The following is a 12,476-nucleotide window of genomic DNA, read 5'->3' on the forward strand; positions in this document are numbered from 1 at the left end:
AACAAAATGAGGAGGGAACTGGAATGGAAAGTGCACGCAAAGAGGCTTTTATCGTACATGCCGTGACGTCTGCGGAGCCTGCAGCGGGTTCGTCCAAAAGGCCGGAGGTTATGCCGTACATCTTGGATGAAGAGGCGCTGGAGCGACGCAGAAGCCGGCGAATCGTTTGGGGGCGGGCCGCTGTGGCTGTACTTGTTTTTCTGGTATGGGAGGTGTTCACCCGGATCGGCCTGCTGGATTCTTACTATTGGAGCAGCCCCAGTGCGATTCTTCGCACGACCTGGACCCAGATGACCGAGGGAACCCTTCTCCGGGACATTACGTATACATCCGGCTCGACGATTCTCGGTTTTGTGTTCGGAACCTTTCTCGGCGCACTGCTCGGACTGTCGTTCTGGTGGTCAAGATCGTATGCCGGCATCAGCGAGCCGTATCTGATCATTTTAAATGCGATGCCCAAGCTCGCACTAGCACCTGTACTCGTCATACTGCTGGGAATCGGATTTTTTTCCAAGGTGGCGCTGGCTTTCTCTATGACGGTTGTTGTTTCGGCGCTTTCCGCATACAGCGGCGTGAAGAGTGTGGATCCGGATATGGAGAAGCTGATGTATTCCTTGGGTGCCAAGCGGCATCAGGTTTTTACCAAGGTTGTCATACCATGGTCCATGCCCTGGATCATCAGCAGCTTGCGGATTAATATTGCCCTTGCGCTGGCAGGTGCCATCGTGGGCGAGTTCATCGCTTCAAGCCAGGGCGTCGGCCGGATGATTATGTATGCGGGAACGATACTGGATATCAACCTCGTGTGGGTAGGTGTCGTCGTCCTGTCGCTGCTGTCCATGGTGATGTACTGGGGCGTGGTGGTGCTGGAGAAGTGGTTATCCAAGGGATTGACCAAACAATAGACAGAATAACCGAACTCATTATTTCTATTAAAAGGGGAATTCATATGAACCAAAACATGAAGAAACGTTCACTGCTGTTCGCACTGCTCATGGTCACCGGTCTGCTTGGAGCCTGCGGCAATGAAAAAAACGATAACAGCACCGCGTCCGCTTCCGGTGACGGGAAGTTGAAGAAAATCGTGATCGCCGAGCCGCTTCACTCCACGGGATATCTGCCGCTGTACGTCGCGCAGCGGGAAGGCTTCTTTGAGAAAAGAGGGCTCGACGTTGAGGTCATCCAAGCGGCCGGAGGAGCGCACGTAACCGCCGTGGTCAGCGGGGATGCCTGGGGCGTCATCGGCGGGACGGAGTCCAATGCCTTGGCTAACAACAACAATTCCGATCCGATCATTTCGGTCGTGAATGTTGTCAACCGGGCGAACGTGTATTTAATGGCCAAGAAAGGCGCCGCACCTGCGAGCAATTCCCCCGAAGACCTGAAGGCATTTTTACAAGGGAAAAAGATTAACGCCGGTCGCCACGGCGGTACGCCCAACCTTCTAACCCGCTATCTCCTGATTCAGCTCGGACTCGATCCGGAGAAGGATGTGCAGCTGCTGGAACCGGCAGACGGCTCCACGGTGGTGACGATGGTCCAACAGGGCGCGGCCGACATTGCGAACGGAGCCGAGCCGCAGATCAGTGACGGGATATCGAAGAATGTATGGGAAGAGCCGTTTTACAAGTTTCATGACCTGGGGGATTTCTCGTACTCGGTTCTCAGCGTGAAGAAGTCAACCATCGAGAAGGACCCGGAAGCCGTTCAAAGTTTCACGGATGCCATGATCGAAGCGCTTACAGTTGTGCAAACGGATAAGGAACTAGCCAAGAAAAATCTGATAGCCGAATTCCCGACGTTGTCCGATGATGCGATCCAAGCTGCCTTGGACCGGGCCTATGCCGACAATCTCTGGAGCTTGGACGGGATGATTTCGGAAGAGGCGTTGAAGCACGATATGGATGTCATGATCGAGACGGGGATATTTAAAGGGGACTATACCTATGATGCGCTGGTAGATATGCAGTTTGTAAACAATTCCAAGAAGTGATCGGCAGGTGCATGATGTCTTAAATCCACGACCTGAAAGGGAGAGAGTCACGATGAAATCTTTAAATCAGCTGATGCTAGGCAGCAAAACGGCGATTATTGTGGTCGATGTGCAAAATGATTATTGTCATCCAGAGGGAGCACTGTCTCAAGCGGGCTGCGATGTTAACGGGGTAGCGGAGATGGTGCCGCAGCTCCATAAGCTGCTTCAGAGGGCCAGGGAGCTGAAGGTGCCCATCATTTTCATTCAGACGCTTCATGAGAAAGCGACGGACTCCGACGCTTGGACCACCAGGTCCTCGGGACGATCGGCGAACGTATGCCGAAGGGGGAGCTGGGGCGCGGAATTTTACGAGGTATTGCCGGAGGAGAATGATATCATTGTCAATAAACACCGATACAGCGCTTTTGTAAATACTAGGCTGGATTCGGTATTAAAGACGCTGAAGATCGAGACCCTCATCATGACGGGAGTCAGCACTAATGTGTGCGTGGAATCGACGGCAAGGGACGGTTTTATGCTAGATTATCATATCGTGCTTGCAGCGGACGCTTGCGCATCGTATTCTTCAGCGGCGCATGACATGACCCTTCAGAATATTGAAGGCTATTTCGGGAAAGTTAGTGAAGTGGCGGAGCTTATCGATATTTGGATGGATCAAATGCCTGAGGAACCGCTGCGATCGATATCGACCGCCCAGCCGGCTATCGGCTAGCTTGTCAGAACGTGGTTCAACCCATTGGGAAGCTCTCCGCATGCGGGAGCTTTTTCTATGAGCGGCACAGAAATTCATGAATAAAGCTGGTGAGTCCTGCATGAATAACAGATCAAGGATGATCGTCCAATATACCATTTGTTTAGGGGCATTTCTGTCCAACTTGTCAGCCGGCATGTTCAACATTGCGCTTGTTGATATCGCCAGAACGTTCGATTCCACCATCCCTACGGCCCAGTGGATCGTCACCGCTTATTTGCTTGTCATCTCCATATTGCTTCCGGTCATGGGAAAGCTGGGGGATATGCTGGGCCGGCGGAAAGTCCACAATATCGGCTATTTTGTGTTTATGGCCGGGGCGCTCTGCTGCGCCTTGTCACCTTCATTAAACGGACTGATCTCTTCTCGGATTCTGCAAGGCATAGGAGCGGCCATGTATCAAGCTACCAATATGGCGCTGATCGTCTCCGTATTTCCGAAGGAGCAGCGCGGAAAAGCGCTTGGGCTCATCAGCACGTTTGTTGCCGCAGGCTCGATGGTCGGACCGAGCCTTGGCGGAATACTGATTCAGTGGTTTTCGTGGCGGAGCAATTTCTGGCTGCTGACGGCCATATCCTTGATTGCATGGTTGTTCGCCCAGCGCTTTATTCCCAAGGACGAACCGGAAAAAGTCGTAAGCCGGTTGGATGTGCCGGGGGCTGCCTTTTTTGCGATATCTCTAACCGGACTGGTTACGGCCGTGAATTTGGGGGCTCAGTGGGGCTGGAGTTCATGGCAGGTTTTGGTGCTGTTCATTGTGTTCGGTGCGGGAGCTGTCGCGTTCATCGGGTGGTGCCTATCGTCGCGGTGGAAACGAGCAGGGGAAGGGAAACTCCCGTTTATGAAGCTGGATCTGTTCCGGGATGCAGGCGTTAGCGTGGGAATCATCGTCACCATCATAACCTACATGGCGGCTTTCTCGGCTCAGCTTGTGCTGCCTGTATTTCTGCTGAGCGAGCTGGGCGTTGAACCTGCCACGGCAGGCCTGATCATGATGGGATATCCGTTGTCACTGATCATATTCTCGCCTCTGAGCGGGAGCCTGTCGGACAAGCTGGGGACATTCCCGTTATTGTCAGCCGGGCTGCTGCTCATGACAGCAGCGTTAATCGTGCTCGGTTTTGTATCGCCGGCATATCCGATCTTTTTTCTGATTCTGCTTATCGTCCTGCTCGGAGGTTCCATGGGCATCATTACGCCTCCAAACAATTCTCTGGTGATGGGCAGGACATCCAAAACGGACCTCGGCCTGATCAGCAGCATTTTGGCACTGTCGCGAAATCTGGGGATGATGTTTGGCACGGCGGCGGGAGGTGCCATGCTGGCGCTTCCAGCCCAAGGGGCAGGGGGGCTTACCGGATTTCGGATGATATTCGTATTGAATACGGCGCTGGTTGTCATCGTTTATGTAACGATGCTCATATCGTTTCGCTTTGGCAGGCATAAGGAGACGCTATCTTCTTAGAGGAAGGGAAAATGAGAAAAAGGGTATCCCGTGGTCTATTCAAGACCTGCAGGATGCCCTTTTTCATTTAGCTTACGAGCGGTCCAGAATCGTCTGTAGTGTCGTACGATCCAAACCTTTCACAAGCTTAATCAGAAGTTCTTTAGCTGCTTCGTAGTCGTCCGTGTGGATGATGGACGAAGATGTATGAATATAGCGGGAGCATATGCCGATGATGGTGGACGGAACGCCGATGCCGCTAAGATGCACTTGGCCTGCGTCCGTGCCGCCCGGCGAGACGAAGTATTGGTATTTGATTTTGTTGGTCTCCGCCGTATCCTGAACGTACTCTACCATGCCGCGGTGAGTCAGCATTGTCGGATCGAAGATGCGAAGCAGTGCGCCTTGACCCAATTGGCCGAACTGGCTCTTGTCACCCATCATGTCGTTCGCCGCGCTGGCATCCAGTCCGAAGAAAATATCCGGCTGAATCAGATTGGCTGAAGTCCGTGCTCCGCGCAGTCCGAGCTCTTCTTGGACGGTTGCGCCGGCGTAAACGGTGTTAGGCAGCTTCTCGCCATGGAGCGCCTGGACAAGCTCGATCGCGAGACCAACGCCATAACGGTTATCCCACGCTTTAGCCATGATTTTTTTTGGATTAGCGAGCGGCGTGAATTCACAGATCGGAACTACTTGCAATCCGGGACGAATGCCGAACGACTCCGCTTCCGCCTTGTTATCGGCGCCGATATCGATATACATGGTCTTGATGTCGACCGGCTTGCTGCGCTGCGCTTCATCCAGCAGGTGCGTCGGGATGGAGCCTACAACTCCAACGACAGGACCGTTGTCGGTGATGATTTGCAGGCGCTGAGCAAGCACGGCTTGGCTCCACCAACCGCCAAGCGGCTGGAAACGGACCATCCCCGCTTCGGTTATGCCGGTTACCATGAACCCGACTTCATCCATGTGACCGGCCACCATGACTTTTGGACCTTCATCGTTACCGCGAAGAACGGCAAACAGACTGCCCAGCCGATCCTGCACGAACTCATCTGTATATGGCGAAAGGGCATTCTTCAACCAGGAACGAAGCTCCCTCTCAAAGCCCGGTGCAGCCGGGAATTCAGTCAAAGTACGAAATAATTCCAGTGTTGATTCATTCATTACGAATTCGCTCCTTTAGAAAAGGTATGTAAGAGTGCTTTCTTTTCTAGTATGCCCCTATACATCTGAAAAGTCTACAAAACCCGTGCCGCTTAGGAGCACGTCATTTTAAAATAAATGAAACAAGCACCCTGCATCCGGGATAGGAATACGATATAGAAACGAAGTGGAATTTTTGTCGTCCGAGGGAAGGGGCAGAGTATGAAGCACCATGGGATTGAGCTAAACGTCTATCATGCCGAAGTCAGAGAACTTCTGCTCATTATGGTCCTGTTCATCCTCCTCGTCATTTTGCTGAAATACATTCTTATATAATGACCGGCTCCAGCAACGATGGCAGGCGAGTCTTACTTCAGCTTTCAGGGATTCCTGGAGGCTGATTTTCGTGTTGGGGCCACTTAATATGTTAGGACAAGCCGTGGTTGCCAAGTGAGAAGGATGATTTTCCAAACATAAAGGGAGTTCATTCAAAGCATAATGATATCGAGTGATATCCATAATGGCTCTTTAGCGTTTTTAAAGGATTCCATACTTAAATGAAAGCGGAGGTGTATTGAAATGTCAGGCTCTAACCAAAAGCCTAAGTCTGATATCACCACAATGAGCTCGGCAGAATATCAGGCGATTGCCAAAAAGCATGAACCTCCTCGCGCCGTACTTAAAAATTGTCTGCGCGCTTTTTTGATTGGAGGTCTCATCTGTGTGATCGGCCAATGCATTCAGCAGTTTTTTATGACCGTATTCGATATGAGCACCACCGAAGCGAGCAACCCGACAGTCGCCGTGCTGATTATACTCTCCGTCATTCTGACCTCCTTCGGCGTGTATGACAAAATTGCGCAATGGGCGGGAGCAGGCAGCGCCGTGCCGGTCACGGGGTTTGCGAATTCCATGTGCTCCGCTGCGCTCGAGCACCGCGCGGAGGGTTTGGTTCTTGGGGTCGGGGCCAGTATGTTTAAGCTGGCGGGATCTGTCATTGTATTTGGTACCGTGGCTGCGTTTATTATCGGTATCATTTACGCTATTTTTGGCATTGAGGGGAGGTAACGAGAGATGAAGGTGATCGGCCAAACCTGGCAGTTCGAGAACAAACCCGTCATTATCGGCACGGGGACGATTGTGGGACCTGAGGAAGGCGAAGGGCCACTCGCCGATGATTTCGACTATATCTACGACAATATTGAGATTAACGAAAAAACATGGGAAAAGGCGGAACGGAAACTGCTGGAGGATGCTTCAAGAAAAGCGGTTGAGAAGGCGGGCATCAAGGAAGACGAGCTGCAGTTTTTTGTGGGCGGGGACTTGATGAACCAGATCATCAGCAGTTCGTTTGCTGCAAGACAATTGGGTGTGCCTTACATCGGCGTATTCGGTGCTTGCTCTACATCAATGGAGAGCCTCGCGGTGGCCTCCATGCTCGTGGATTCAGGAGGGGCCAAGTATGTCATGGCCGGTACGGCAAGCCACAACTGTACGGTTGAGAAGCAGTTTCGTTATCCGACGGAGTACGGATCGCAGAAGCCGCCGTATGCGCAATATACAATAACGGGAGCAGGCTGCTCCGTCATTTCGGACAAGGGAGACGGTCCTGCTGTCACGTATGCCACCATCGGCAAGGTGGTGGATCTGGGCATCAAGGATCCGTTCAATATGGGGGCGGCGATGGCTCCGGCGGCAGCCGATACGATAACAAAGCATTTTAAAGACACAGGCCGGCAAGCGAAGGATTATGATCTGATCGTGACCGGTGACCTGGCCTCCGTGGGGCTTCCAATCGCGAAGGATCTTTTGCAACAAAATGATGTCATCATGGACGGTACGGTGTTTGCAGACTGCGGCTTAATGATCTACGACTTGGAAACACAAAAATACGTCAATGCAGGGGGCAGCGGCTGTGGCTGCTCGGCTGTTGTTACTTATGGCCATATTTTAAAACGGATGCGTAAAGGCGAATTGAAAAAGGTGCTGGTCGTTGCTACCGGGGCTTTGCTGTCGCCTCTTTCTTACCAGCAGGGTGAGAGCATACCGTGCATCGCTCACGCTGTAGCCTTAGAGATGGGAGGATAACACAATGCAGTTTCTATGGGCATTTATTATTGGCGGTCTGATTTGCGTCATTGGGCAAATTATGATGGACGTTATTAAACTGACACCGGCACATACAATGAGTACGTTAGTAGTCGCCGGAGCCATCGCCGACGGGTTCGGATTGTATGAGCCGCTTGTCAAATTCGCGGGAGCGGGAGCCTCCGTGCCGATCACCAGCTTTGGTAATTCGCTTGTGCATGGCGCCTTGACGGAGCTGGGGAGGGACGGCTGGATCGGGGTTGTGACGGGGATATTCGAAGTCACCAGTGCAGGGATATCCTCGGCGATCATTTTCTCTTTCCTGGCTGCTCTGTTTGTTCGTCCGAAGGGATAAAACCATCATCATCAAGAAGAAAAGGACCCTGGCATGATGCCGGGTCTTTTTCTGTTTAGAGCGGCAATAAAAAGGTGAATACCCAAAATATCTCATCGAATGTACTCCGGGACCTCGATCATGTACAATAGTACTAAAATAAGTATTTATTCCCTTACAGGAGGTTAGTCATACATGCCCGTAAGCCAAGAATCCATGAAAATCATTACCTCGGTGCGAACCAATCTGGAGTCGTGCCTGCTAGGCAAAGAATTTGAGATCCAATTGCTCCTTACGGCGCTGCTCGCTGGCGGACATGTACTGATCGAGGATGTGCCCGGCACAGGAAAGACCCAACTGATCAAAGCATTAGCAAAATCCATGCAGGGAGACTATCGCCGGATTCAGTGTAACCCGGATATTCTCCCGAGTGACATAACGGGCGTGTCCGTATTCCACCCTCGAGATGAAATGTTTTACTTCCGACCGGGTCCGGTCATGACCAACATTTTGCTGGCGGATGAAATCAACCGGGCGACAACCAAGACGCAATCGGCCCTGCTTGAGGTCATGGAGGAGCGCAGCGTAACGGTGGATGGGGCTACCCACGAACTTCCGCATCCCTTCATGCTATGCGCGACCCAGAACCCGATCGATTTTGAAGGCACCTACATGCTCCCGGAAGCGCAGCTGGACCGGTTTATGCTGAAGCTGAGCCTGGGTTACCCTGATGCGGCTACGGAGAAGCAGCTGATGTACCGTTCACGCGACGGACAACTGGCGGACAAGATTCAGCCGGTGACACATATGGATACCATATCGGCTATTCAACGCGAGATTCGCGAGGTATTCATCGGTGACCCGGTCGCCGATTACTTACTGAATATCACCCGGTCGACGCGCGAGCACCCTTCCGTTATGCTGGGCGCAAGTCCCCGTGCGACGCTGTCGTTCATGAATGCCGTTAAAGCCTATGCCTTCTTGCACGAGAGGGATTACGTTCTGCCAGATGATGTGAAGACGCTGGCACCATACGTGCTTTCGCACCGGATCATGCTGCGTCCGGAAGCCAGGCTCGACAATGCGAGTCCCGAATCGGTCCTCGAGTTTATACTGCGTCAGGTCAAAGTGCCTGTTCAGATGGGGAGATAGGCATGCGCCGCGCGGTTTCGTTATTTTTGAATGGCATGCAGCCGTCTAGACTCGCAGCGGTATTGGCGGTATGGTGCCTATGTCTTTTGTACGTATTATTTCAGGGGGGCAAAACCTCGCTCATGCTATTCTCCATGGTCAGCCTTCTGACGATCTATTTGATCGGTGCTGGCTTTGGCGGAGTCAATCGGGTGAAAGCCCAGCGAAGGGTGCTGGGAGGAGCGGAGCATGGAGGTGAACATCTTCATGCCGGTGAACAGGTCCGCGTGAAGCTGGAGGTCCATGTTCCAGGACTGCTGCCGATGCCCTATATGATCGTGCGTGAAGTATTGCAAAGGCATAACGGCGACTCCTGGTCCTTTGAAGATAGCGTCATTCCGAACCTTCGCGGTGCGGGCAAGCTTGTATTTCAGACCCCTCCGCTTGAACGAGGGCGGTACGCTTTTTCAAAGACAGAATGCATTAGCGAGGATATTTTCGGATTAATGGAGCACAAGGGACGCATTGAGGTTCAGACCGATTTCCGCGTTCTGCCGAGAACCATATATATTCCCAAATGGCAGCGAAACATACGGAATTCGAGATTGGGCGGTACACATACCACAGTTTCGGCTTCCAGACGGGAAACCACGCAGATCAACGGAGTCCGCGATTATGTGTACGGCGATCGGATCTCCCGGATACACTGGAATGCAACGGCGAAGACCGGCTCGTGGAAGTCGAAGGAATTTGAGCATGAATCCTTTCCCAGAACGATGATTGTGCTGGACTGTACCGCGGACGGATATGATCATGCCCAGCAGTTCGAGCTGGCCGTATCGGCAGCTGCGTTGCTGATCGAATATGGTGCCAAGGAGCATGCGGGTACAGGCTTGTTCACGGCTACCCGAGAAGCTCAGATGTTCGCTCCCGCCGATCACGCCGGAGAGCGGATGCGCATGATTCAGCATTTGGTTGACGTGGATTATGACCGTAAAACCAAATTGATTGCTTCCCTGGAGAAATCCTATCGCCATTTTCCAAAAGGGGCCCTGTTCCTGCTGATCAGCCCGATGAGCGGCAAGGACGCTTCAGAGATCATGCGCTGGGTTGAAACTCGGGGAATGAACCCATGCTTCTTGCAAATAACCAATTCCAATGAAACGAAAAAACGCGATGATTCCATTTCGCTTCTGCAATCCCGGGGGATTTCCAGCTATTCGGTTTCTTCCCTTGACGAGCTGCCGGCTGCGCTGGGAGGTGGTGCATGATGAAGTTGTGGCTGGACAAACTATCTACTACCTTCTTCAGTACGTTAACGATGCTATGGATCTGGATCATCGGGATGCAGTGGGTATCCTTTACGGAGACGATATGGCTCTCGGAAACGACTGCCATCGTTATTGCAGCATTAACCATTACGGCGGTTACCGAAGCGCTGCTTCCGATCAAGCAAGGTTACCGGGTGCTTATCCAGTTTATTTTGATCTTGTATTGTGTATACAGTTTGCTGAAAACTCACGGTAATCCGGTTCCTGTCCTTGGCGCTGAAGGCGATCTGACCGAGGAACTCATGTATCTTTTTCCGTATTTGTGGTTTGCTATCGCCGCTTGGGCCGCTTTTCTGTTCCTTGCGCGGTGGGCCAAAACCAAGGGGCGCGTGCTTTTTGTAGTCGGGATCAACGTCATCGGTTTTGCCGTGCTGGATTCCTTTACGAAAATCGTGCTGTGGGATGAAATCGCTTGGGTTGTCGGAGCGGGCATGGGCTGGCTCGTATCCAGCCATTTTAACCGGTTCCGCAGACGCTTTCCGCAGGGATGGGTCAATTTATCGAAGTATCCGTTCAAGATTGTTGCCAACATCCTGGTCATCTTCTCTTTGATCATTGTAGCTGGTGTGAATATGCCGCACGTGAAGCCCACGTTAACCGATCCTTACACGGCGTGGCGGGAGTGGAACGGGGTGCCGTTATCCGGCGGCAGTACAACCGGTACCGGAACCCTTATCGAGTCACCGTCTGAAAGCATGTCCGGATATGGACGGGAGGACAACGACCTTGGCGGCGGTTTTAACTTTGACTATTCACCGGTGATGTCGATTACCTCGGATGAACGCAGCTATTGGCGAGGGGAAACCAGAGCCGTATACTCGGGAACGGGTTGGGCTGATGGAGCCAGCAGCCGGCGTTCCGGCACGGGCGTGGACATCGGGGAAGAATTGCCGGGGGAAGCCAGCGGATCCGTACCTACCAAAACATTGGAGCAATCGGTAACGATGCTGAGTGATACGGTGTATCCGGTATTGTTCGGCGCCTACTCCGTTCGTCAGCTGGAGAGCCTGGATGAGGATATCGATTCGGATCGGCTTAGCTGGGTGACCGAAGGCGCGGAGATGCATTTGGACGACGCTCGTAATGCGGACTATCCGAAGAGTTATACCTTAACGTCGGAAGTGCCGGTGATTCCAATCGATGAGCTGAGCACCAGAACTTATGATGAACTATATTCCGGCTCGATTGACGATGCGTATATCCAGATGCCGAGAAACTTCCCTGACCGCGTGTCCGATCTGGCCGAAGAAATTACCGCGGGCGGAGATACGCCGTATGAGAAGGTCATGCTCTTGCAACAATATTTAACGAGCAATTTCACCTATACCAACACGCCGGATCTTACACGCAAGAAGAGCGATGATTTTGTGGATGCGTTTCTGTTTGAAATCCAGGAAGGGTATTGCGATTATTTCTCGACCTCCCTGGTGATGATGACACGGTCGCTGGATATTCCTGCACGCTGGGTCAAAGGCTACGCGCCGGGAAGAATGACGGCATCGGAGTACGTTCCGGTCGAGGGTCAAACCTCGATTGAGCCCGGAAACTATACCGTTACGAATGCCGACGCTCATTCCTGGGTTGAAGTGTACTTCGGCGAGTACGGCTGGGTACCGATTGAAGCGACACCGGGCTTTAGCATGCCGATTCTGACGGCTGACACAGACGCTGAGCCTGTCATTGAGGAAGAAGTTGAAGAAGAAGAAGAGGCAGAGGACAAGGCTACGCCAGCTGCGACCTCCGATCATCAGCAGCCCGGCTGGGTTAAAGTTGTTGTAACGGCCGCGGTGGTTGTTATCGTATTATGGATTCTGTACATCGTATGGCGAATGCGCATCAGCCTGCGTTTTGCTGGAGCGCGTATACGGGCAGGCAAGCCGCTGACGGCCGCGGATAAAGTCATTGCCGAGACCGAACGATGGATTCGTTCCGTACAGCGCAGAGGCTTGGTAAGGCAGGAACATGAAACCCTCCGTGAATCGGTAGGCCGCTGGGTAAGTGCACACCCTGAGCTGGGAGTGGAGCTGAGACCTCTGTTGCAGCAATTTGAAGCTGCCAGGTACAGCCCGGCTGAAGTGAAGGAAGAGCAATGGCGCTCCGTCCAACAGGATGCCCTGAAGCTGAAGAAGTCTATTAAGAAGGTCCGCATTGTATCCGAGAAACGTCTATCTACCTAATCCAAGAAGACAGACCGCGTGATGGTGGTTGTTCCTGCGTGTATCAGGATAACTCGGTATGAAACGTTCTGATATCGA

At 52.5% G+C, this 12,476-nt stretch carries 11 protein-coding genes; 10 read left to right on the plus strand and 1 reads right to left on the minus strand.

Annotated features, from left to right (window positions below):
• Window positions 1–23 precede the first annotated feature (23 nt).
• The 4 genes from AC0VZ8_RS08810 to AC0VZ8_RS08825 all read left to right on the plus strand — a co-directional run bounded on the left by AC0VZ8_RS08810 (window position 24) and on the right by AC0VZ8_RS08825 (window position 4,212).
• Window positions 24–905: an ABC transporter permease gene (locus AC0VZ8_RS08810; RefSeq protein ID WP_071222869.1), complete on the plus strand. Its 882-nt coding sequence runs from the start codon at window positions 24–26 to the stop codon at window positions 903–905.
• A gap of 44 nt (window positions 906–949) precedes the next feature.
• A complete protein-coding gene (locus AC0VZ8_RS08815) occupies window positions 950–1,993 on the plus strand; it encodes an ABC transporter substrate-binding protein (RefSeq protein WP_475486654.1) in 1,044 nt (347 codons plus the stop codon).
• A 52-nt stretch (window positions 1,994–2,045) separates the two neighbouring features.
• Entirely contained in the window at window positions 2,046–2,708 is a 663-nt protein-coding gene (locus tag AC0VZ8_RS08820; protein ID WP_071222871.1) for a cysteine hydrolase family protein, read from the plus strand.
• A gap of 100 nt (window positions 2,709–2,808) precedes the next feature.
• Complete coding sequence (locus tag AC0VZ8_RS08825) at window positions 2,809–4,212, plus strand: MFS transporter (protein ID WP_475486655.1); 1,404 nt, start codon at window positions 2,809–2,811, stop codon at window positions 4,210–4,212.
• Window positions 4,213–4,284: 72 nt separating this feature from the next.
• Here the strand turns inward: AC0VZ8_RS08825 and AC0VZ8_RS08830 are convergent, their stop codons facing one another.
• Window positions 4,285–5,358, minus strand: coding sequence for a M42 family metallopeptidase (locus tag AC0VZ8_RS08830; protein ID WP_071222873.1), 1,074 nt, complete (start codon window positions 5,356–5,358; stop codon window positions 4,285–4,287).
• 558 nt (window positions 5,359–5,916) lie between these two features.
• Between AC0VZ8_RS08830 and spoVAC the strand changes: the two genes are divergently transcribed.
• The 6 genes from spoVAC (at window position 5,917) to AC0VZ8_RS08860 (ending at window position 12,398) form a co-directional block, all read left to right on the plus strand.
• Complete coding sequence (gene spoVAC / locus AC0VZ8_RS08835) at window positions 5,917–6,405, plus strand: stage V sporulation protein AC (protein WP_071222874.1); 489 nt, start codon at window positions 5,917–5,919, stop codon at window positions 6,403–6,405.
• A 6-nt stretch (window positions 6,406–6,411) separates the two neighbouring features.
• Entirely contained in the window at window positions 6,412–7,425 is a 1,014-nt protein-coding gene (spoVAD, locus tag AC0VZ8_RS08840; RefSeq protein WP_071222875.1) for a stage V sporulation protein AD, read from the plus strand.
• A gap of 4 nt (window positions 7,426–7,429) precedes the next feature.
• Window positions 7,430–7,780: a stage V sporulation protein AE gene (gene spoVAE, locus AC0VZ8_RS08845; protein ID WP_015734153.1), complete on the plus strand. Its 351-nt coding sequence runs from the start codon at window positions 7,430–7,432 to the stop codon at window positions 7,778–7,780.
• 174 nt (window positions 7,781–7,954) lie between these two features.
• Complete coding sequence (locus AC0VZ8_RS08850) at window positions 7,955–8,911, plus strand: AAA family ATPase (RefSeq protein ID WP_071222876.1); 957 nt, start codon at window positions 7,955–7,957, stop codon at window positions 8,909–8,911.
• Window positions 8,912–8,913: 2 nt separating this feature from the next.
• A complete protein-coding gene (locus AC0VZ8_RS08855) occupies window positions 8,914–10,161 on the plus strand; it encodes a DUF58 domain-containing protein (protein ID WP_475486656.1) in 1,248 nt (415 codons plus the stop codon).
• Window positions 10,158–12,398 (plus strand): DUF4129 domain-containing transglutaminase family protein, encoded by a 2,241-nt coding sequence (locus AC0VZ8_RS08860; RefSeq protein ID WP_260064315.1) that lies wholly within the window; start codon window positions 10,158–10,160, stop codon window positions 12,396–12,398. The genes AC0VZ8_RS08855 and AC0VZ8_RS08860 overlap by 4 nt, the downstream gene beginning before the upstream one ends.
• Window positions 12,399–12,476 lie beyond the last annotated feature (78 nt).

The sequence above is a fragment of the Paenibacillus sp. QJM3NY_38 genome, assembly GCF_056173265.1.

What these genes read in the sequence shown, in the direction of transcription:
- AC0VZ8_RS08810 (WP_071222869.1), top strand. Translation starts at nt 24, where the DNA reads ATGGAAAGTGCACGCAAAGAGGCTTTTATCGTACATGCCGTGACGTCT.
- AC0VZ8_RS08815 (WP_475486654.1), top strand. Translation starts at nt 950, where the DNA reads ATGAACCAAAACATGAAGAAACGTTCACTGCTGTTCGCACTGCTCATG.
- AC0VZ8_RS08820 (WP_071222871.1), top strand. Translation starts at nt 2,046, where the DNA reads ATGAAATCTTTAAATCAGCTGATGCTAGGCAGCAAAACGGCGATTATT.
- AC0VZ8_RS08825 (WP_475486655.1), top strand. Translation starts at nt 2,809, where the DNA reads ATGAATAACAGATCAAGGATGATCGTCCAATATACCATTTGTTTAGGG.
- AC0VZ8_RS08830 (WP_071222873.1), bottom strand. Translation starts at nt 5,358, where the DNA reads ATGAATGAATCAACACTGGAATTATTTCGTACTTTGACTGAATTCCCG.
- spoVAC (WP_071222874.1), top strand. Translation starts at nt 5,917, where the DNA reads ATGTCAGGCTCTAACCAAAAGCCTAAGTCTGATATCACCACAATGAGC.
- spoVAD (WP_071222875.1), top strand. Translation starts at nt 6,412, where the DNA reads ATGAAGGTGATCGGCCAAACCTGGCAGTTCGAGAACAAACCCGTCATT.
- spoVAE (WP_015734153.1), top strand. Translation starts at nt 7,430, where the DNA reads ATGCAGTTTCTATGGGCATTTATTATTGGCGGTCTGATTTGCGTCATT.
- AC0VZ8_RS08850 (WP_071222876.1), top strand. Translation starts at nt 7,955, where the DNA reads ATGCCCGTAAGCCAAGAATCCATGAAAATCATTACCTCGGTGCGAACC.
- AC0VZ8_RS08855 (WP_475486656.1), top strand. Translation starts at nt 8,914, where the DNA reads ATGCGCCGCGCGGTTTCGTTATTTTTGAATGGCATGCAGCCGTCTAGA.
- AC0VZ8_RS08860 (WP_260064315.1), top strand. Translation starts at nt 10,158, where the DNA reads ATGATGAAGTTGTGGCTGGACAAACTATCTACTACCTTCTTCAGTACG.